This window comes from Lysobacter gummosus (genome assembly GCF_001442805.1).
GTDB classification, from domain to species: Bacteria; Pseudomonadota; Gammaproteobacteria; order Xanthomonadales; family Xanthomonadaceae; genus Lysobacter; species Lysobacter gummosus.
Window position 1 is genome coordinate 5,211,337 of record NZ_CP011131.1, and the last position, 20,509, is coordinate 5,231,845.

22 protein-coding genes are annotated in these 20,509 nt (G+C 67.1%); 12 read left to right on the forward strand and 10 right to left on the reverse strand.

Translation table 11 applies throughout. The annotated features are described in order from the left end of the window. Positions 1-37: 37 nt before the first annotated feature. From LG3211_RS25995 to LG3211_RS21210, 5 genes are all read left to right on the forward strand, one after another. On the forward strand, positions 38-268 hold the full coding sequence (locus LG3211_RS25995) for a hypothetical protein (protein ID WP_148649056.1): 231 nt from the start codon (positions 38-40) through the stop codon (positions 266-268). A 103-nt stretch (positions 269-371) separates the two neighbouring features. Continuing rightward, positions 372-641: a hypothetical protein gene (locus tag LG3211_RS21195; protein ID WP_148649057.1), complete on the forward strand. Its 270-nt coding sequence runs from the start codon at positions 372-374 to the stop codon at positions 639-641. A 284-nt stretch (positions 642-925) separates the two neighbouring features. Then, on the forward strand, positions 926-1,369 hold the full coding sequence (locus tag LG3211_RS21200) for a hypothetical protein (protein WP_057944559.1): 444 nt from the start codon (positions 926-928) through the stop codon (positions 1,367-1,369). A 134-nt stretch (positions 1,370-1,503) separates the two neighbouring features. Then, positions 1,504-2,916 (forward strand): hypothetical protein, encoded by a 1,413-nt coding sequence (locus tag LG3211_RS21205; RefSeq protein WP_187313066.1) that lies wholly within the window; start codon positions 1,504-1,506, stop codon positions 2,914-2,916. A gap of 243 nt (positions 2,917-3,159) precedes the next feature. Continuing rightward, on the forward strand, positions 3,160-5,586 hold the full coding sequence (locus tag LG3211_RS21210) for a membrane-bound PQQ-dependent dehydrogenase, glucose/quinate/shikimate family (protein WP_187313209.1): 2,427 nt from the start codon (positions 3,160-3,162) through the stop codon (positions 5,584-5,586). Between the two features lie 89 nt (positions 5,587-5,675). On the opposite strand, the gene LG3211_RS21215 is transcribed toward LG3211_RS21210, so the two are convergent. From LG3211_RS21215 to LG3211_RS21230, 4 genes are all read right to left on the reverse strand, one after another. After that, positions 5,676-6,935: an MFS transporter gene (locus tag LG3211_RS21215; RefSeq protein ID WP_057944561.1), complete on the reverse strand. Its 1,260-nt coding sequence runs from the start codon at positions 6,933-6,935 to the stop codon at positions 5,676-5,678. Positions 6,936-6,975: 40 nt separating this feature from the next. Further along, the gene (locus LG3211_RS21220) at positions 6,976-7,791 is read right to left on the reverse strand and encodes a siderophore-interacting protein (RefSeq protein ID WP_057944562.1); all 816 of its coding nucleotides are present in this window, start codon (positions 7,789-7,791) and stop codon (positions 6,976-6,978) included. Between the two features lie 71 nt (positions 7,792-7,862). Continuing rightward, positions 7,863-8,570 carry a PadR family transcriptional regulator gene (locus tag LG3211_RS21225; RefSeq protein ID WP_083512724.1) on the reverse strand — a complete coding sequence of 236 codons (708 nt, stop codon included), beginning with the start codon at positions 8,568-8,570 and terminating at the stop codon, positions 7,863-7,865. A gap of 234 nt (positions 8,571-8,804) precedes the next feature. Beyond that, on the reverse strand, positions 8,805-9,725 hold the full coding sequence (locus LG3211_RS21230; RefSeq protein ID WP_057944563.1) for a LysR family transcriptional regulator: 921 nt from the start codon (positions 9,723-9,725) through the stop codon (positions 8,805-8,807). 96 nt (positions 9,726-9,821) lie between these two features. Here LG3211_RS21230 and LG3211_RS21235 point away from each other — a divergent pair, with 96 nt between their 5' ends. Together LG3211_RS21235 and LG3211_RS21240 are read left to right on the forward strand one after the other, a co-directional pair. Beyond that, a complete protein-coding gene (locus LG3211_RS21235) occupies positions 9,822-10,523 on the forward strand; it encodes a pirin family protein (RefSeq protein ID WP_057944564.1) in 702 nt (233 codons plus the stop codon). 92 nt (positions 10,524-10,615) lie between these two features. After that, positions 10,616-11,557: a DUF6929 family protein gene (locus LG3211_RS21240; protein WP_057944565.1), complete on the forward strand. Its 942-nt coding sequence runs from the start codon at positions 10,616-10,618 to the stop codon at positions 11,555-11,557. A 39-nt stretch (positions 11,558-11,596) separates the two neighbouring features. On the opposite strand, the gene LG3211_RS21245 is transcribed toward LG3211_RS21240, so the two are convergent. The 3 genes from LG3211_RS21245 to LG3211_RS21255 all read right to left on the reverse strand — a co-directional run bounded on the left by LG3211_RS21245 (position 11,597) and on the right by LG3211_RS21255 (position 14,332). Continuing rightward, on the reverse strand, positions 11,597-12,499 hold the full coding sequence (locus LG3211_RS21245; RefSeq protein WP_057944566.1) for a LysR family transcriptional regulator: 903 nt from the start codon (positions 12,497-12,499) through the stop codon (positions 11,597-11,599). A 61-nt stretch (positions 12,500-12,560) separates the two neighbouring features. Continuing rightward, on the reverse strand, positions 12,561-13,343 hold the full coding sequence (locus LG3211_RS21250; protein ID WP_237049786.1) for a cysteine hydrolase family protein: 783 nt from the start codon (positions 13,341-13,343) through the stop codon (positions 12,561-12,563). Positions 13,344-13,492: 149 nt separating this feature from the next. Then, the gene (locus LG3211_RS21255) at positions 13,493-14,332 is read right to left on the reverse strand and encodes an AraC family transcriptional regulator (protein ID WP_057944568.1); all 840 of its coding nucleotides are present in this window, start codon (positions 14,330-14,332) and stop codon (positions 13,493-13,495) included. A 112-nt stretch (positions 14,333-14,444) separates the two neighbouring features. Here LG3211_RS21255 and LG3211_RS21260 point away from each other — a divergent pair, with 112 nt between their 5' ends. The 5 genes from LG3211_RS21260 (at position 14,445) to LG3211_RS21280 (ending at position 18,081) form a co-directional block, all read left to right on the forward strand. Further along, positions 14,445-15,398, forward strand: a complete 954-nt coding sequence (locus LG3211_RS21260; RefSeq protein WP_057944569.1) for an alpha/beta fold hydrolase — start codon at positions 14,445-14,447, stop codon at positions 15,396-15,398. A gap of 165 nt (positions 15,399-15,563) precedes the next feature. Further along, positions 15,564-16,475 carry a LysR family transcriptional regulator gene (locus tag LG3211_RS21265; RefSeq protein WP_057944570.1) on the forward strand — a complete coding sequence of 304 codons (912 nt, stop codon included), beginning with the start codon at positions 15,564-15,566 and terminating at the stop codon, positions 16,473-16,475. A gap of 137 nt (positions 16,476-16,612) precedes the next feature. Beyond that, positions 16,613-17,323, forward strand: a complete 711-nt coding sequence (locus LG3211_RS21270; protein ID WP_057944571.1) for an SDR family NAD(P)-dependent oxidoreductase — start codon at positions 16,613-16,615, stop codon at positions 17,321-17,323. Between the two features lie 31 nt (positions 17,324-17,354). After that, the gene (locus tag LG3211_RS21275; protein WP_057944572.1) at positions 17,355-17,720 is read left to right on the forward strand and encodes a nuclear transport factor 2 family protein; all 366 of its coding nucleotides are present in this window, start codon (positions 17,355-17,357) and stop codon (positions 17,718-17,720) included. A 67-nt stretch (positions 17,721-17,787) separates the two neighbouring features. Continuing rightward, entirely contained in the window at positions 17,788-18,081 is a 294-nt protein-coding gene (locus LG3211_RS21280; RefSeq protein ID WP_057944573.1) for a DUF1330 domain-containing protein, read from the forward strand. Between the two features lie 28 nt (positions 18,082-18,109). Here the strand turns inward: LG3211_RS21280 and LG3211_RS21285 are convergent, their stop codons facing one another. The 3 genes from LG3211_RS21285 to LG3211_RS21295 form a co-directional block, all read right to left on the reverse strand. After that, on the reverse strand, positions 18,110-18,763 hold the full coding sequence (locus LG3211_RS21285; protein WP_057944574.1) for a hypothetical protein: 654 nt from the start codon (positions 18,761-18,763) through the stop codon (positions 18,110-18,112). 43 nt (positions 18,764-18,806) lie between these two features. Further along, positions 18,807-19,595, reverse strand: coding sequence for a DUF899 domain-containing protein (locus LG3211_RS21290; RefSeq protein WP_057944575.1), 789 nt, complete (start codon positions 19,593-19,595; stop codon positions 18,807-18,809). A 224-nt stretch (positions 19,596-19,819) separates the two neighbouring features. Continuing rightward, positions 19,820-20,494: a Vgb family protein gene (locus tag LG3211_RS21295; RefSeq protein WP_057944576.1), complete on the reverse strand. Its 675-nt coding sequence runs from the start codon at positions 20,492-20,494 to the stop codon at positions 19,820-19,822. Between the last annotated feature and the right edge of the window lie 15 nt (positions 20,495-20,509).

Genomic DNA, 20,509 nt, shown 5'->3' on the forward strand with positions numbered 1-20,509 from the left:
GTCCAGGCTGATGACTGGCCCTGCAGGCAGAAGCGACATGCAACGCCAGACCATTAAACTGAAACGCAACCCACGCAGCCCCGCTCATGCGACGCCGCTGGCCGAGCTTGTCGTGACGGCGATGAACGGCGTGCCGGGCGCTACCGATGCCAGAATCGATCGATCCGAGTCGGACGATCTGGTGACGTCCTTTCTGTACGCGGGCCGCGGAGATGCCAGCGTGCCTGAGGAATACTTCGATCGCTTCGGACTGATGCAATCGCCCTGAAGCCTTGCTCCGATGACGAAATGACCGTGCTGCCGGCGACCTTCCGGGCCAAGTCGCGCCGAATTCGCCACTAACCGTTACGACGCCTACGGACAATGCCGAGTTGAGCATCGTCACCGACTGGCCGCGCCGTCGCTATCGATTTTCGCATCGCTCGTTTCAAGGAGGCACGTACATGGCCACCTATCTTGGTTTGCTCACGATCATGGCCGGGGTATACCTGCTTCTGCACGGCGCCTATTCCTACGCCCATCAGCGCGCCGTAGGCGCCGCGGCATCGATTTGGAGCGGTACGCGATTGTCGAACCGCAGGCTCAGAAGCTTGATGTTCGGCGCGGGGTGCCTGTTGGGCGGTGCCTATCTGATTATCTAGCTGCATGCAGGGCGAGTGATCCAGACTTACCCGGCATCGCACGGAGACGTCCGGCCAGGATCGGTCGCAACCTGTTTCCAATCGAGCCTGCGAGCCATGTACACGGCTGTGTCACAGTCCGCGGCGCACTGTAGCTACGCGACGCAATGTCGCCGTGCATTCGTGAAGCACCTCGCCTCTGTTTTTCGACTGCATTGGCTCTGACGGATTGATTTCCGCCCAAGGCCCGAGGCCTGCGGTCGCAGCGGATCCGATTTTCCGATATCGACCCTAAGGAAATCCCGATGATCACCCCTCTCCAACAGGGTTCCACGACCCAATTCGTCAATATGGAATCCGAGCTGGCCTTCTGGCGCGCGCACTATCGTCGCCTGGGCTGCGGCACCGGCCTTCGTTTCGCGGATTACGAGCCGGCGATCAAACTGGGCCTGGACGCTTATGTTCGCGGCAATGGCCGTGATTTCCAGGAATTGCAGGAAGAACTGCTGGTGCGTTACGCGCGTACACGCGGCGGCACGAGATTGGATTGGTCGGATGCGGTGACCGTGGTCGAGTCCGCATGGCGTCGCTTGTGTCGATACCCGCCGTTTGCCGTCAGGGAACCTAAAACCGACCTGTGGCCGCATGTCGCCCGCCATGGTGGATTTGCGCGATCCGCGCCTCGGCAGCAGAGGCAAGGACAGCGGCCCGTGGCGCCGATGAACGAGATCTCGCTCATCGCGGACTGAAGGGCGTCGCGACCTCGATCATCGCGATATTCGAATCGATCGGCGGCATCTGGCCATGCGCGGGCTTCACCGCTTGATGCCGCCTTCACCGGTCGCCCGTACGCTTCGTAGCAGTCTCTCGCCTCGTCACGCAGATGGAGCATATTCGCCCGCAGCGCATCGGCATTTATCTCGCCGCCGTGATCGCGGCCGCGCTGTTGTTTGCCGACAACGTCTACGCGGCGGCCCCGGTGGCTACGCTGGAGTGCAAGCAGCGCCTGCTGCAAGACTTCGGCTGGCGATTCGCTCCCGCCGCCGGCGGAGCGATTAGGATTCATCCGGGTCGGCCTTGCGATCGCGCCGATCTGGCCCAGGCGCAAGCCGCCGGCGACCTGATCGCGGACATTCCCCCTGACGTTACACCGCTCGAACGCCGTCGGCTGCTCGATCAACTGCTGCGCCACCCCGCCACCTCATGTGCCTACAGCTTCGCCCTGGGTACGTCGGCGCGGCGGGCGATCGACCAATTGGTGGCCAACCGCGGCTTCCGTTTCTCGTCGCTGCAACTGGGATGGATCGGCTTTGGACCGACCGGATCGGCGCGCGATGGCTGGCGGCCGATCGCGCTGTTCGGACGCGGCTATCGGCCAAGCGGCAGAAATTCTCGGGCGATTGAAGCCTTCTACGCCGGCCAGGTGCGCGGCGAATGCGGTGTTGGCCGGCAGATCGCCCAATATGCGACCCAGGCCGAACTCTATGGCATGCAGGGCTTCGATACCGAGTTCGGCGTCGATGAAATCGTCATCGGCACCTTCCATCGATTGCGCTCCAGCCGCAGCATCTTGCTGGGCACCTCGGCCGGCCGCTTTACCCATGACGGTCTGGCTACCGCCGCCGCGGCCAGCGGCAGACAGGCATTCATGGGCTTGCCGGGTTTCATCTATCACGTCTTCGACCGCAGCTATCTGGATGACCTGAACAATCAGGCAGAAAATTTCGTCGTCTACGACGTCAGCGCCGAAGCGGCCGCCGCTTTGCGCGCTCATGCAGGCTTCGAGTTCTACAACGATCGCAACCGCGCGATCTGGTCGCTGGCCCGGTCGCTGAAGGCGGACAAATCGCGGCGGTTTTTCGAACGCCTGCTCTCCGAGCGCGATCCGGTCCTGCGCGCTGCACTGTCCGCGCAAGCGCGAGTCACGGTCGCCCGGATCGACAGCCTGCTCGCCGATCCCTTCTACCGCGGCTTTGATATCTATGTTCACAAGAAGGGCGTGAAACCGGTTGGTTTCCACATCGCCCGCCTGCTCGACCGCAATCCGCGCACGCCGTTTCGTATCGAGCTGGCGCTGCACAATCTGCATACCACTTTGTACGATCGCTACCTGGGCTATCGCCTGGCGCAATGCATGAGCCGGTCGCCGGACGACCGCTCGCCCGACTCGCATTCCGCTCAGCCCGGACGTGACGAAAATGCGAAGTTCGCCGAGCCTGTCCGCGGCCCGGCTGGACACCCGATGCCGACGGCACCCGCCCGCGCATCGATGAACCGAGGATACGAAAAAAGGTGACGTGCGATGCGTTGGAGCCCGTTTCAGGCCGATATGCTGCACTCGCCGCCACCGGATGAAATTCGTTAGTCTTGCCCAGGCATCACCCTCGCCCTGTTCTTTTTTTGAAGCGGCTTGTGCGTGCTGTAGAAACCTCTCAGCACTGACCGCCGACAGCGCGACCTGTAGTCCGCACGTCTCCCTCGCCCCTGCGCAGGTGCCGCCATGACTCGTAAAAGTTCCGAACGTGGGCTTCGCTTCTGGCTGTTGTCGGCCTACGCCTGGGCGATCGCCCTGGTCGGCGCGGCGCTGGCTTACGAAGGCGCGCAACTGGTCGCCGCGGGCGGCTCCTGGTACTACGTACTCGCTGGCGTCGCGGTGTTGGTGTCCGGCGTGCTGATCGCACTGCGCCGGCGCGCCGGATTCTGGCTGTTCGGCGCGACCTCGGCGGCGACCATCGCCTGGGCCTTGTGGGAAGTCGGCCTGGACGGGTGGGCGCTGATTCCGCGCCTGGCCTGGATTTCGGTGCTGGGCCTGGTGTTGCTCCCGCTGTGGGTGGCGGCGAAACGCTGGAAGGCGCCGCCGTCCGGACTCGGCTATGCCCTGGTCAGCGCGGTGCTGCCGCTGGCGGGCGCGGCGCTGATCTTCGGGCCGCTGCTGTATCCGTCCACGATCGAGCTGGCCGCGCCGGCCGCGCAGGCCAACCCCGCGCCTTTCAGCCGCGCCACCGTGAACAGCCCGGACGGCAACGTCGCCGCCAATCACGACGCCGGCAACTGGACCGCTTACGCCGGTTCCAACTTGTCCAATCACTACACGCCCGGCGATCAGATCACTCCGGACAACGCGAAAAACCTGAAGCTGGCCTGGGAGTTCCACACCGGCGATCTGAAACCGGCCGGTTCCAGCCTGGGCTACGCCTTCCAGAACACGCCGCTCAAGGTCGGCGACTTGCTCTACATCTGCACGCCGACGCAGAAAGTCATCGCGGTGGACGCCGCCACCGGCCAGGAGCGTTGGCGCTTCGATCCCAAGACCGATCCGAAGGCGATGGCCGGCGTCGCCGCCACCACGTGTCGCGGCGTGTCGTATTACCAGGCCCCGCCGGGCACCACCGAATGCCCCACACGCATCTTCTGGCCGATGGTCGATGGCCGTCTCGGCGCGCTCGACGCGCGCACCGGCAAGCTGTGCACAGGTTTCGGCCAGCAGGGCTTCGTCGATCTCAACGCCGGCACCGGCAACACCAAGCCCGGCTTCGTAGGCCCGACCTCGCCGCCGGTGGTGATGCGCGGCGTGGTCATCCAGCCCACCGGACAAGTGCGCGACGGCCAGGAACGCGACGCGCCCTCGGGCGTGGTGCGCGCCTTCGATGCGATCAGCGGCCAATTGCGCTGGGCCTGGGACCTGGGCAATCCGGCGATCACCGCCGAACCGCCGCCGGGCCAGACCTATACACGCTCCACGCCGAACGTGTGGACGCTGATGGCGGCCGACGACGAACTGGGCCTGGTCTATCTGCCGACCGGCAACGCCTCGGGCGATTTCTTCGGCAAGGAGCGCACGCCGCAGGAAGAGGAATACACCGCGACCCTGGTCGCCGTGGACGCGCTCAGCGGCAAGGAGCGCTGGCACTTTCGCACCATCAATCACGATCTGTGGGATTACGACCTGGGCCCGCAACCCAATCTGGTCGATTGGCCGATGGCCGACGGCTCGGTGCGGCCGGCGGTGATCCAGGCGACCAAGTCCGGGCAAGTATTCGTGCTCGATCGCGCCACCGGCGCGCCGATCATGCCGGTCCGGCAGATTCCGGTTCCGCAGGGCACCGATCACGGCGACTGGACCGCCAAGACCCAGCCGGTGTCGCCGGGCATGCCCAACACCGTCGGCGCGCCCAGCAAAACCTATGAAACGCTGAAGGAATCCGACGCCTGGGGCATCACCCCGTTCGATCAGCTGGCCTGCCGCATCCAGTTCAAGAAGCTGCGCTACGAAGGCATGTTCACCCCGCCGAGCCTGCAAGGTTCGCTGTCGTACACCGGCAATCACGGCGGCATCAACTGGGGCGGCGTCGCGGTCGATCTGCGCCGCGGCATCATGGTGATGAACAGCAATCGCCTGCCCTACACCGAGAACGTCTACCCGCGCGAGGAAATGAACAAGCTCGGCGTGGTGTCGGTGTTCAACGGCAAGAGCAAGACGCCCGGCTACATGGCGCAGGAAGGCCTGGCCTACGGCGCGCGCAAGGAACCGTGGATGTCGCCGCTCAACACCCCGTGCGTGGCGCCGCCGTGGGGCTACATCTCCGGCGTCGATCTGCGGACGCAGGAAGTGATCTGGCGCCGGCCGCTCGGCACCGGTTACGACCAGGGGCCGATGGGGATTCCCTCGTACATGAAGTTCGAACTCGGCACGCCGAACAACAGCGGCTCGCTGGCCACCGCGGGCGGCGTGACCTTCGTCGGCGCCTCGCTGGACAACTTCATGCGCGGCTTCGACACCCGCACCGGCGCGCTGCTATGGGAGACCCGCGTGCCGGCCGGACCGCAGGCCGCGCCGATGAGCTACACCATCGACGGCAAGCAATACATCGTCGCCGCGGTCGGCGGCCACGACCGCATGGAAACCAAGCCGGGCGACAGCGTGATCGCGTGGACGTTGCCGGATGAGGCGGCCAAGGCGAAATAGAAAGGCGCGGCCGAAATCGTTCGGCCGCGCCTTATCGGTTTGTGTATGCGATGCGGTTCGACGCAGATGCGATCGTCGGCGTAAGCCAATCACACCGCGCCGCCGCGCTCTTCCGCCATCGGCAGCGGCGCCGCCAGCGGCGGCTCCTCGGCCGAAGTGACGCGGCCGACCCACCACGCCGAGCACAGCGCGAGCGCGGCGGCGATCCAGCCCACCGTGCCGTAGCCGACGATGTGGCCGCTGGCGTCGGTGCTCAGCATCAAGCCGCCGAGCCACGCGCCCAGGCCGGTGCCCAGGGACATCATCGCGCTGTTGGCGCTGAGGTAGGCGCCGCGTTGCGCCGCTTGCGGGACCGTGGTCTGCAACGCCTGCAACGGCACCATGCGGCCGTTCATCGACACCATGAAGAACGGGAAGAACATCAGCATCGCGACGAAACCGACCGCCGGCAGATGGGTGATGAACAACACCGGCAGCAACGACACCACCACCGCGATCCGGTACACCAACTGCTTGCCGTAGCGGTCGGCCAGGCGCCCGATCAGGCGCGAGGTGAAGAACGCCGCCACGCCGCCAGCCATGTACATCCACGACAGCTGCGCCGGGTCGATGCCGTGGTTGGCGACCAGCATCGGCGAGATGAAGGGAATCACCAGCATCTGCGAGGTGGTCAACATCAAGGTCAAGGCGAAGGCGTTGAGGTGGCGCGAGCTTGCGAACAGCTTGAACAGATTCGGCAAGGCCTGGCTCAACGGCACCGGCAGCCGCGACAGATGCTGATTCAGCGGCGGCACCAGGCGCGAGCCGCCGATCCAAACCAGCACCGACAAGGCCACCAGCAGCCAGAACGGCGCCGACCAGTGGAAGTGCGCGCCCAGCAGCACCCCGGCCGGAACGCCGAGCACTGAGGCGATCGCGAAGGAGGTCATCACCGTGCCGGTGGCGACGCCGCGTCGCTGCGCGGGCACCACGTCGGCGATGATCGCCATGATGATCGAGCTGAGCACGCCGCCGCTGATGCCGGCGAACGCGCGCGAAGCCAGCAGCAAGGCGTAGCTGTCGGCCAGCGCGCAGGCCAGGTTGGAGACCGCGAACAGCGCGTACATGGCCAGCAGCAGTTTGCGCCGGTCGAAACGGTCGATATAGGTGGCGGCGAGCAGGCCGGACAGGCCGGCGCAGATCGAATAGGCCGACACCGCGGCGGCGAACTGCGCCGGCGACACATGCAACGCATGCATGATCTGCGGACCCAACGGCATCATCACCATGAAATCCATGATGAGAGTGAACTGGGTCAGCATGAGCAGCCACAGCAGGCGGCGCTCTTGGGGAAGGGGTAACGAGTACATGGGGGTCCTTGCGGTCGGGGCGGCCGCGATCGGGGAGATTTCAGTCTTCGAAATGGTCGTGCACGTCCTGCGCGCCGCGCTTCCAGTAACCCGACGCGTGCAGGCGCGATTTGTCGATGCCGCGTTCGCCGAGCAGATGCTGGCGCACGGCGCGGATCGCGCTGGATTCGCCGGCGGCCCAGACATAGCCTTCGCCAGTGGGCAGCGGCAGTTCGCTCACCGCGCGCAGCAATTCCTCGCCGTTCGCGGATGAAGCGTTGCGGTAGCACCACAGAATCTGCAAGGTCGCGGCGCTGGCGAAATCGATGCGCGCGCTCGCATCGGCGACTTCCACCACCGCGATGGCGAGCGTCGTCGCCGGCAGCTCCTGCACACGCCGCGCGATCGCCGGCAAGGCGGTGTCGTCGCCAATCAGCAGATGCCAGTCGAATCCGGGCGGAATCACGCGAGAGCCGCGCGGGCCGCCGATGCCGAGGTACTGCCCGACCTGCGCCTGCATCGCCCACGCCGTGGCCGGGCCGGCGTCGTGCAGGGCGAACTCGATGTCGAGTTCAAGCGCATCCGGGTCGAAACGTCGCGGGGTGAAATCGCGCACCACCGGCCGCGGCGCATCGGCGGCGTAGCTCAGGCCGTTGGCGCCCAGCTCCGGCAGTACCGGGCGATCCTGCCCGGGCGCGGGGAAAAACACTTTGACGTGATCGTCGAACGAAGCGGAGGCGAAGTCGTGCAGATCCTCGCCGCTCAGGGTGACGCGGCGCAGATGCGGCGTCACCGCCTGCACTCGCGCCACGCGCAACAGACGCAGCTTCAGCGGATGGCGGACGCGCACGACTGCCAGATCGTCGGGTTGTTGCATGCAAAGGCCTTGTGTCGGCGTATGCCGGCTGGAGTGGAGAAAACCACCGGAGTGCGCGGACGCGGCGAAGGTCAGTCGTTGCCGCCTTCGATTTCGCGCGTCGCCCGCCGCAGGATTTCGGCGATCCGGCGCTGCTCGGCGACGGGCACGTTTTCGTGGCGGAACAACGCGGTCTTCAGCGCGCGCCGGGCGTTGATCAACTCCGGCAGCCAGCCGTCTTCGCCGGGATCGTTCGGGTCTTCGCCGGCCAGCGCGCGCCGCACCGAATCCATCTTGCGGGCGATATGCGTCAGCTTGGCGAACATCATATCGACGCGTTCGCGGTTGGCGGCCAGATGCGCGCGGCCCGGTTCGGCGAGCGCGTATCGCTTGCGGTTGCCCTCGACTTCGACGGTGACGTAACCCAGTTCTTCCAGATAAGTCAGCGCCGGATACACCATGCCGGGGCTGGGGCTGTAGAAACCGTTCGAACGCGTTTGCAGCGCCTTGATCAATTCGTAGCCATGGCTGGGCTGGTCTTCCAGCAGGGCCAGCAGCAGCGATTGCAGATCGTCGGAGGTGAACTTGCGGCCGCGCGGGAAACCGTCGCCGCCATCGAAGCCACCCGGAAAACCGCCGCCGCCCGGACCCGGTCCGAAACCGCCCCGGCCGCCGCGGCCACCGCCGCGGTGATGACGGCCCGCGGTCTCGGAGAAGGGATGGCAGGACGCCCGGTCGAAGCGCGAAAAGCTTTCAAAATCAAAGGGCCAGCGTTGGCCATGCAGGAGGTGACGAAACATGAGGGAGGCACCTTACCTATCAGAAGATAGGTCTTAAGATATATATCGTAAGATACGTCGTCAAGCGCCAGAACCGATCGCGGGCGACCGTTCGTCGGCAGGTCCGGGCCCGGATCTTCGCGCGGGCCGCAGGCGGCAAACGACGCCCCGCCCGGCGATGGCGCACGCGCCGCCCGCCCAGCCGCGGGCCGCCACCGCATTCGTTCAAAGCACCGCGCGCGGCGCCGCTGCGACTCAACCGGCCGGATCGGCCCACGGCGCTTTTTCGAACTTGCGCGCCAGATAGTCGATCAAGGCCTGCACCCGCTGCGGCCGCATGCGCCCGGGCGGGGTGACGATGTGCAGCGCGATCGGCGGCGGCGACCACTCCGGCATCGCCGCTTCCAGCTTGCCGCTGCGCAGTTCGCGCCAGACCAGGAATTCCGGCTGCAGCGCCAGTCCCAGCCCCGCCAGCAACGCCGGATTCAAAGCTTCGGCGTTGTTGACCCGCAGCGGCGCCGGCAGGCTGATCGAGAAATCGCCGTGGCGCTTGTGAGTGAAACGCCAGGCATTGCCGAACCGCGAGTAGGTGTACAACAAGGCGCGGTGCTCGGTGAGTTGGCGCGGATGCGTCGGCCGGCCATGGGCTTCGAAATACCCCGGCGAGCCCACCAGCACGATGCGCACGCCGCACAGACGCCGCGCCAGCAGGCTCGAATCGGCCAGCGCCGAGATCCGCAGCGCCAGGTCGTAGCCGCCGCCGACCAGATCGGTGACGCCGTCGTCGAACACGATTTCCAGGGCGATGTCCGGATAGCGGCGCATGAACTCGGGCAGCAGCGGCGACAGATGGGCGATGCCGAACGACATCGGCACGGCGATGCGCACCTGCCCGCTCGGGCTCTTGGCCTGCGCGGTGATTTCCGCTTCCACCGCCTCGCCCTCGGCGAGGATGCGGCTGGCGCGCTCGAGCGCACCGCGTCCGCTTTCGGTCAGCGACATGCGCCGCGAGGTGCGATGGAACAGCACCGTCTTCAGGCGCGTTTCCAGGCGGGTGACCGCCTTGGACACGGTCGCCTGCGACAGCCCGAACTCGACCGCGGTGCGGGCGAAGGAACCGGTCTCGGCGACTTTGGCGAAGATCGCCCAGGCTTCCAGGTCGGGCAGCTTGTTCATGTCTATTTTGGAAACGATCGTTTTCGATTGGTTCGATTCTAAAGCCAGTCGCATCGGCCTATCGTGACCGCCAAGCACAAACACAGGAGCACGGACATGATCGAACATCGCCCTTACCAAAGCCTCGGCGGCGCCAACCACGGCTGGCTCGACGCCAAGCACCACTTCTCGTTCTCCAGCTACCGCGACGACGCACGCATGGGCTGGGGCGCGCTGCGGGTCTGGAACGACGACACCATCCAGGCCAACAGCGGCTTTCCGCCGCATTCGCACGCCGACATGGAAATCATCACCTACGTCCGCGAAGGCGCGATCACCCACCAGGACAACCTCGGCAACCGCGGCCGCACCGAGGCCGGCGACGTGCAGGTGATGAGCGCGGGCACCGGCATCCAGCACGCCGAATACAACCTGGAGCCCGAGACCACGCGCATCTTCCAGATCTGGATCATTCCCGATCAGCGCGGCGGCGCGCCGACCTGGGGCAGCAAGCCGTTCCCCAAGAGCGATCGCTCCGGCCGCTTCGTCGTATTGGCCAGCGGCATCGAAGGCGATCACGACACCCTGCCCATCCGCGCCGATGCGCGCGTGCTCGGCCTGACGCTGGCCGCCGGCGAATCGGCTGAGTACGTATTCGGCGAAGGACGCTACGGCTATCTGGTGCCGTCCACGGGCACGGTCGAAGTCGATGGCCTGCGCTTGCAGGCGCGCGACGGCGCGGCGATCCGCGATCAGGCCTCGATCCGGGTCACCGCGATCGAAGACGCCGAGCTGGTGCTGGTCGATACCGCGGGCTGATCGCCGCCCGCGCAGCCCACGCGGCGCCGCAGTGTCGCGCGGCGCCGCGATGGCGCACGATGGGCGGGAAATTTCTCGCGGAGCCCCATCGCATGATCGATCTGCAACCGCTGCGCGAGCTCAGGTTCGCGGCCGGGCGCGCCCTGCCCGATCGCCTCAGCGCGGCCAGCGGCATCGTCGCCGCGGGCGAGTTCCTGTACGTGATCGCCGACGATGAGCTGTATCTGGGCGTGTTCGACCTGGCCGGACAACGCGACGGCGAATGGCTGCGCATCTTCGACGGCGAACTGCCCGAGCAAGCGGCCGCGCGCAAGGCGAGCAAACCCGATCTGGAAGCGCTGGTGCGGTTGCCGGCGTTCTCCGGTTATCCGCACGGCGCCTTGCTGGCGCTGCCCTCCGGCTCCAAGCCCAACCGCCGGACCGGTGTATTGCTGGGTCTGGACGATGCCGGCGCCTTGCGCGGGGAGCCGCGGCGCGTGGATCTGTCCGCGTTGTACGCACCGTTGCAGCGTGGCTTGCCCGCGTTGAATCTCGAAGGCGCGGTGGTGTGCGCGCAGGAGCTGGTGCTGTTGCAGCGCGCCAGCGGCGACCATCCGCACAATGCCCTGATCCGCTTTCCCCTGGCCTCGCTGCTGCATGCGCTGGGCGCCGATGGCGAGCCGCGCCTGCCCGAGTTGCCGGCGAACGTACAGAGGGTGGAGCTGCCGCGGATCGAAGGCGTCGCGTTGGGCTTCACCGACGCGGCGGCCTTGGCCGACGGCCGGCTGGTCTTCAGCGCGGTCGCGGAAAACGTCCACGACACCTATAACGACGGCCCCTGCGTCGGCGCGGCGGTCGGCATCGTCGCGCTCGACGGGCAGTTGCAGCATCTGGATTTCGTGCGGCCGGTGCGCAAGATCGAAGGCATCGCCGCGCAACACGACGGCGCCTTCATCGACCTGCTGCTGGCCACCGATGCCGACGATCGCGGCGCGGCGGGCGTCCTGTACAGCGCGCGGCTCGCGCTCGCGGAGCCGGCCGGGCTGGCGCGCTGAACTCCGGCGGTCTGGCGCCGCCCGAGTTGCGTGCGATCGTCAGCCCGCGCCCTGTCGCATCGTCGCGTAATGCGCGCGCATGAATTCGGTGAAGACGCGCACCTTGGCCGGCAGCGCGCGGGCGTGCGGATACAAGGCGAAATAATGGCGCCGGCCGGCGTCGTGCTGCGGCAATATTCGCAGCAGACGCCCGGCGGCGAGATCGCCGTGCACGGTCAGATAGGTCAGCGCGGCGATGCCCTGCCCGGCCATCACCGCCGCGTGCAGGGCGACGATCGAATCCAGCCGCAATCGCTCGCCCGTGCTGACGCTGCCGTCGTCGCCGTGCGGCGAACTCAATTGCAGCGCCGCACCGTCGCCCGCATACGTCAACAGCTGATGTTCGCGCAGATCGGCGACCGCGCGCGGCAGGCCGTGCTGGGCGATGTACTGCGGCGCGGCGACCAGCACGCGCTCGGACACCGCCAGCTCGCGCGCGACCAGACCGCTGTCGGCCAGCGGCCCGCTGACGCGGATCGCCATGTCGAAGCCGCCCTTGATCAGATCGACCATGCGATCGTCGCAGGACAGATCCAGATCGATGCGCGGATGGCGCTGCATGAAACCGGGCAGCCACTGCGCCAGTTCCAGCGCGCCGATCGCATGCGGCAGGCTCAGGCGCAGCACGCCCGACGGCTGCGCCGCATCGCCGCTCAATCGTTGCTGCGCCGCGTCCAGCCGTTCGAGAATATCGATGCAGTCGCGGTAGTAGTGCGCGCCGGCCTCGGTGGTGGTGAGGCCGCGGCTGTTGCGGTTGAGCAGGCGCACGCCCAGGTGCGCCTCCAGCTGCGCGAGCTGGCGCGACAGCGAGGTGTGGCTGGTATCCAGGCGTTCGGCGGCCTTCGTGAAGCTTCCGGATTCGACGATGCTCCGGTAAGCGCGCATGGCTGACAATTGATCCATCGCTGCACTCCAGTGAACGGCATCGGCGCCGCGCCGATGCCGTGTTCTGGCGCGAAGGGTATCAGCGCACCGGCAGGGCGAGGATCTGTGCGGTGGTCATGACATCGCCGAAGGTGTCCTCGATCGAAGCCAGCGCCGAGGCGTGCAGTTGCTTATGGCCAACCTTCGATCCGTCGCGCAGGGTCAGATCGCGGGTGGCGCTGGCATCGGAGGACACGATCACCCGATAGCCCTTGGCTGCCGCATCGCGCGCGGCGCCGGCGACACAGGCGTGGGTCTGCAGGCCGGCGATGATCAGGGTATCGGCGCCGGCCTCGTGCAAGGCTGTCTCGATCGCGGCGGCGGACGCGCCGGCGAATACGCTGACCGCATCCTTCTTCACCACCGTCTCGCCGCTGCGCGGCTGCATATCGGGGTGAAACGCCACCGTCTTGCCGCCGTCGGCGAACACCGGCGCCCCGGCCGGCAGCACGTGCTGGACGTGGATCACGCGGATGTGGTGGGCGTCGGCGAAATCCAGCAGGCGGCGGGTTTGCCGCAACGCGGCTTCGCCATCGGCGATGGGCATGCGCCCGCCGGGGAAGTATTCGTTCTGGAAGTCGATGACCAACAGCGCGGTCTTGTCCGCATGCAACTGCGCGATCGGTTCGGCGCCGGCCATATCGCGAATAGTCGGATGCGGCGCGGGCGTCGCCGCCTGAGCGTCGATGTTGCCGAGTGCGGCCATTCCAAGCGCGGCCATTCCGAGAAAAGCAGAGATTCGCATGCGGGAGCCCGTTCGTTGTCGAGGGCGCCATGATGCCGGCCGCGGATCGGATGCCTCAGAGGCCTGCGCGAACAACATCTGTGCGGTTTGCGCACAGATCGATGGATACGACGAGTCGGCAGATGCGGGCCGGTTTCAGCAAAGAGGAAAAGGAGCAACCGGCGGCGCCGCTGGCGCGGGTGAACGCCAATCCGGACAGATGCCGTAACGCCGCCGCGCGGCGCCCGCTACGGACTCTTGTTGCCCAGCGTCTCGTTCTTCCACAGCCGCGGCGACATGCCGGTCGAGGCCTTGAACGCGCGCGACAAGGCCGCTTCGCTGCCGTAGCCGACCTCCATCGCGATCAACTTCAACGGCCGTCCGCTCAGCAGCGCTTGCTGGGCCAGACCCACGCGCCATTGCTGCAGATAGGTGCCCGGCGTGCAGCCCACCGCATCGCGGAACGCATTGGCGAAGACGCTGCGCGACATGCCGGCGCGCGCGGCCAGCGAATCCAGGGTCCAGTCGCGATCGGGCGTTTCGTGGATCGCCACCAGCGCATGCCGCAACTGCGGATGCGACAGACCGGCGAGCATGCCGACGCGGGTGCGGCCGCTTTCCATCAGATGGCGCAGCACCTGGATCAGCACGACTTCGAACAAACGGTTGACCAGCGCCTGACGGCCGCAGCGGTGGTCGAAGGCTTCCTCGAACAACAACGCCAGCACGTGCGCGGCGCCGTCGATTTCATCCAGGGCGATGCACACGAACCCGGGCAGCGCGGCGGCGATCGGATTGGCCGCGCCGCCTTCGAAATGCAGGTTGGCGCAGGCCAGATCAGCGCCGCGCTCGCCATCGGTGATGAAGCGGTGCGCCATCGGCCGCGGATACAGCAGCAGGCTCGGCGCGTCGATGCGCAGGCCGGGCTCGCCGTCGTGGACGATCTCGACCGCGCCGCCGCGCACCAGATGCAGTTGGCCGGCGCCGTGCTCCGGGGCCAGGTCGTTGATGCCGCACAGGGCGCCGGCGTGGAACAGCCGGGCGCTGGCGGAAAAGCGTTCGAGCAGGGCTTCGAGGCGGTCGGTCATGAAAATACGATCAGTCAAGTTTTACGAACTATACGTTACGTACCGTCCCGAGCGCTCACGCAAAGTACGTCTCACGGGCCAGCCGCCCGCCACCTAACCCGGAGAGACCGCCATGACCGCTCTGCAACGCTCGCTCGCCCTGTCCCTGCTGACCGTCGGCATCGCCACCGCCGCCCAGGCCGCCCCCGCCGCTGCCGCCGCGCCGACCCAGCAGGCCGCCGCGCAGCGTCAGTCTTCCAGCTACATCACCACCGCCGACGGCGTGCAGCTGTACTACAAGGACTGGGGCCCGAAGAACGGTCCGGTCGTCGCCTTCAGCCACGGCTGGCCGCTGAACTCGGACAGCTGGGAATCGCAGATGCTGTTCCTGGCCGACCACGGCTACCGCGTGATCGCTCACGACCGCCGCGGCCACGGTCGCTCCAGCCAACCCTGGGACGGCAACGACATGGACCATTACGCCGCCGATCTGAAGACGGTGCTCGACACCCTGGACGTGCACGACGCGGTGCTGGTCGGCTTCTCCACCGGCGGCGGCGAAGTCGCGCGCTATCTGGGCCGTTACGGCAGCGCGCGGGTCAAGAAGGCGGTGCTGGTCAGCGCGGTGCCGCCGCTGATGCTCAAGACCGCGGCCAATCCCGGCGGCCTGCCGATCGAAGTCTTCGACGGTCTGCGCAAGGCCTCGCTGGACAACCGTGCGCAGCTGTATCTCGACATCGCCTCGGGCCCGTTCTACGGCTACAACCGTCCGGGCGCCAAGCCTTCGCAAGGTTTGATCGAATCGTTCCGCTCGCAGGGCGTGCAGGCCGGACACAAGAACACCTACGACTCCATCGCCGCGTTCTCGGCCACCGATTTCACCGAGGACCTCAAGCGCATCGACGTGCCGGTGCTGGTGATCCACGGCGACGCCGACCAGATCGTGCCGATCGACGCCTCGGCGCGCGCGGCGGCGAAGCTGATCAAGAACGCCAAGCTGATCGTGTATCCGGGCGCGCCGCACGGTTTGCCCGATACGCACAAGGATCGTCTGGACCAGGATCTGCTCGACTTCGTCAGCAAGTAAGCGGCGGCGATCGGATCGATCGCCCTGTATCGCGCCGGGCCGGGCCGCACAGCGGTTCCGGCCCGTGCGCATGTCCGACATGCGTCGGCGCTCGACCCGCGGCCGCGCGAGTGTTGAAATCGCCCGGACTCGGCGGCACTCGCCGCCAGCGCACACGGTGAAGCTATGGATCGTATCGACGCCATGAAGGTCTTCATCGCCGCGCTCGATGAAGGCAGCCTCGCCGGCGCCAGCCGCAGGACCGGCCGCTCGCCGGCGGCGGTGAGCCGCGCGGTCGCGTTCCTGGAGGCGCACGTGGGCGTGCCGCTGCTGCACCGGACCACGCGCTCGATCAAATTGAGCGAAGCCGGCGAGCGTTACGCCGCCGCCTGCCGGCGCGTGCTGGCGGAACTGGAAGAGGCCGACCGGCAAGCCGCCGGCGAGCGCTCGGTGCCGCGCGGAACCCTGACCATCACCGCCACCGTGTTCGCCGGCGTGGAGCTGCTGCGGCCGATCGTGGATGCCTTCATCGACGAACACCCGACGGTGAACGTGCGCATGCATCTGCTGGAGCGCGCGGTCAACCTGATCGACGAAGGCATGGACCTGGCGCTGCGCATCACCCATCTGGCCGACTCCAACCTGATCGCGCATCGCATCGGCGAAGTGCGGCGGGTGACGGTGGCCTCGCCGCGTTATCTGGCCACGCATCCGCGCATCGACGAACCGCAGGATCTGGCCAAGCACAAGATCGTCACCACCGCGCACATGGGCATCGACTCGTGGAGCTTTCCGCCGCCGTCGGGCTCGACCATCGCCCGCGCCGTCGCTTTCGCTCCGCGTTTGGTGGTCAACAACGTGCGCGCGGCGATCGCATCCGCGGTGGACGGTTACGGTGTCACCCGCGTGTTGTCGTACCACGTCGCACGGCAAGTCCAGAGCGATGAACTGCGCATCGTCCTGACCGATTTCGAACCCGATCCCATCCCGGTCAGTCTGGTCTCGCCGCAGGGCCGGCTGGCCGTGCCGAAGGTCCGCGCCTTCGTCGATTTCGCCGTGCCGCGCCTGCGCGCGGCGTTCGCGCGGCTGACGCCGTAGCGGGCGATTGCACCGCGCGGCGGAAGAATGTCTGCCGGACCACGGGGATTCGCTAATCCCGGCCGCGTTCCTAGATTGGGCACACCGGCGCTGCAGCTGAACGCAGCCGCCGATTCCCCTTCTACCGAGCGAATCTCATGAGCACTCAAAGCAAAGTCGCCATCGTCACCGGCGCCTCGCAAGGCATCGGCGCCGGCATCGTCCAGGCGCTGCGCGATCGCGGCTACCGCATCGTCGCCAATTCCCGTTCGATCAAGCCGTCCAACGATCCGGACATCCTCGCGGTCGCCGGCGACATCGCCGACCGCGCCGTCGCCGAGCGCGTGATCGGCGAAGGGCTGGCGAAATTCGGCCGCATCGACAGCCTGATCAACAACGCCGGCGTCTTCATCGCCAAACCGTTCACGCAATACACCGCGGACGACTACGCCAACGTGCTGGCGGTCAACGTCGCCGGCTTCTTCCACATCACCCAGCTGGCCGTGGCGGAAATGGAGAAGCAGGGCAGCGGCCACGTGGTCAGCGTCACCACCACCCTGGCCGAGCACGCCATCGACGGCGTGCCGTCCGTGCTCGCCTCGCTCAGCAAGGGCGGGATCAATGCGGCGACCAAGTCGCTGGCCATCGAATACGCCAAGCGCGGCATCCGCGTGAACGCGGTCGCGCCGGGCGTCGTCAAGACGCCGATGCATGCGCCGCAGACCCACGAATGGCTGGCGGCGCTGCATCCGGTGGGACGCATGGGCGAGATCGGCGATATCGTCCAGGCCATCGTCTACCTGGAATCGGCCGGCTTCGTGACCGGCGAGATCCTGCACGTGGACGGCGGCCAGAGCGCCGGGCACTGAGGCCGGCCATCTGATTTCCGGGAGTACGGCGATGAGCGACCATCAAGCGCTGCTGGAGCTGACCAACACCTACCTGCGCGGCATTTATGAAGGAGATACGCGGAGTCTTCGCAGCGTCTTCCATCCAAGCGCACGCATCGAAGATGTCACCACCGGTCGCTTCCGCTCGCGCGATGTAGATCAATACCTGCAGGCCGTCGCCTCGCGCGTGAGTCCGCGCGAAGCCGGCGAACCGTTGCGGATGGCGCCCCGGTCGATCGAAGTGGTGGGCGAGATGGCCATGGTCACCGCGGAACTGCGTTTCCTCGGCAATCACTTCATCAACCTGCTGTCGCTGCTGCGCTGCGACGGGCAATGGCTCATCACCCACAAACAGTTCGGGCCGGCGGGCGAATGAGCGCGCCGGATCGAACGAATCACGACATCTGACTTATCGCGGCCGCCACGGCCGCGCGGAGATCGCAATGAACAAGGCTTACTGGGTCATCGCCTGGAATTCCATCAGCGACCCGGCCGCGGTGGAGCGTTACATCGCGCCGGCGACCGCGGCCATCCTCGCCCACGGCGGCCGCGTTCTGGCCGGCGGCGCGCCGGACAAGACTTACGAATCGGGCCGGCCGACGCGCATCGTCGTGGTCGAATTCGATACGCTGCTCGCGGCCATCGCCGCTTACGACAGCCCTGACTATCAGGCGACTCTCATGCATCTGCGCGGCGCGGCTGAACGCGATGTGCGCATCGTCGAGGGGGTTGGATAAGGACCGCATGCGGATCAGGCTACGGCGGCTAACGAAACGCGATCAGCGCCACGCCGGTCACGACCTGCGCCACCGTCCACGAATGACGCGGCAGCGCGCCGCCGCGCAAGCGCGGATGCAAACTCAGGCCGCGGCACACGCCGGTGGCGATGGTGCCGGTCGTCAACAACATCGTCGCCAGATGCAGGGCGACGGCCGCCAGCGCCAGCATCACCGAACCCGAGGCGGTGATCTCGCGCGCAGGCGTGTCGCTCATGCAGATCGGCACCAATGCCGGCACCAGCATCAGGCCGGCGCCGTGCGCGGTGGCCATCAGGCACGACCACGCGGCGATGCCGGCGTCGCCGGCATGCGCGCCGATGCGAACGGCTAGCGCGCCGTGAACTGGCGCGCGCGATCCGCCGCCGCGCAGCGCGCGATACAGGGCCGTGCCGATCAGCAACGCGCCGGCTGCGCCCTGCACCCAGGCGCGATTCATCAACAGGCCCTGCGCCACCGCGGCCACCACGACCGCCACCGATACCGAGTGGCCGATCGCGATGGGCAGCAGCGCGCGCCGTGCCTGCGCGCCGCCGCCCGCGTGCAAACCGCGGGCGGCGGCGAACATCCAACCGTTCGCCGGGCTCAGTCCGTGCATGGCGCCGAGTGCGGCGATCGTCAACCACGGCCACAGCGTTTCCATGACGTCTCCCGGATCGTGCGAAGTCGGAGTGGATGAAGCCCGATCAGTCCCGCGGCGCGCAGCACGCCGCGACCGTCGCCGCCGGTTTCACCGGGTCGGCGGGTTCGTAGCGATCGTGGTGGCGCACCCACGCCATCGGATAATCCAGGCCGTCTTCGTCGCGTCCCTTGGGCGTGAGTTCCAGCAGGTTGTAGGTGTGCATCATCACTTCCACGCCGCGGCCGTAACGCGAGTAGGTATGGAAGACTTGCCCGGCCTCGTCGCGGCAGAACACGCTCAGGCCGGGCGCTTCTTCGTGCGGGAAGGACTGGCGCACATAGTTGTAATCGACCTTGCCGCTGGACAATTCGTCCTGGCTGAAGCTCACGGCGAAGTCGCGATTGAAATCGCTGCCGAGCGAGGACACCCAGTTGAAGCGCCAGCCCATGCGCTGACGGAAACGCTCGATGTCGGCCAGCGGCGCGCGCGAGACCGCGAGCAGGGTAACGTCGCGATGGGACAGGTGGATGTTGGCGCCGTCGTTGTGGTCGGCCATGTACGAGCAGCTCTTGCAGCCCTGCTCCCAGCCCGGCGCGAACATGAAGTGCTGCACCAGCAGTTGGCCGCGGCCGTCGAACAGATCGGCGAGACGGCGCGGGCCCTGCAAGGTGTCGAAGACGTAGTCCTTCTCGACCCGCACCCACGGCAGCGTGCGGCGTTCGCGCGCGATTTCATCCTGCAGGCGGGTGAGTTCCTTCTCGCGCGCCAGCAGCGTCTTGCGCGCGGCGAGCCACTGCTCCTTGGACACGATGGGATGATCGGCGGCGTTGATGGCGGTAATCGCGGTATTCATGCTGCGCTCCTGGCCCGACGGGGCCGCGTGGAAAGAGGGATGAACGCGCGACTGCGGCGTCGCGCGGGCAAGACCTGCCCGCCTCCGGGCATCGGACCGGATGGAGGTTCGATAGGCAGTGGGCCGCTTCGTGTCCGGGTCGCGGGCAGGTTCGCGCGCCGGCGCGGGCGAAGCGGTGGGCGGACGCCGCCGTGCTCGGGACGGCGTGCGTCGGACGGCGCGGCTTACTTCGAGCGGCTCACCGCGCGGATCTTTCCGCTGGAACCGCCACCGCAATAGAACAGGTCCTTGCCATCGTATTCCAGACCGCTGACGCCGATGCCGTGCGGCAGTTCGAGCCGCTCGATCACTTCGCCGCTGACCGGGTCGATGTGGCGCAGTTCGTTGTCGTCGCCGTCCCAGGTGGCGTGCCACAGCTCGCCGTCGGCCCAGGTCACGCCGGTGACGAAGCGGTTGGATTCGATCGTGCGCAAGACCGCGCCGGTGTCGGGATCGATCTGCAGGATCTTGCGGTCGCGGTACTGCCCGACCCACAGACTGCCCTCGGCCCAGGTCAGGCCCGAATCGCCGCCGTTGCCCGGCGACGGGATCGACGCCACCACCGCGCCGGTGGCCGGGTCGATCTTGTCGATGCGCGCTTCGGCGATCTGGTAGATGTGAGTGCCGTCGAAGGCGCAGCCGGCGTGCGAGGCGCAGTCGAGCATGCGTTCGACCTGTCCGTTGGCCGGATCGACCGCGATCAGTTTCGAACCGGTGGCGGCCCACACGCGCTGGCCGTCGAAGGTGATGCCGTGGGTCTGTTCGATGCCGTCGAACGGGCCGTATTCGCGCACGATCCGCGCCGGGCGAGCGGGAGAGGTTTCTTTCGCTCTGGGGGTGGTGTTCGAGGTGATGGGCATGGCCTTGGCTCCTGA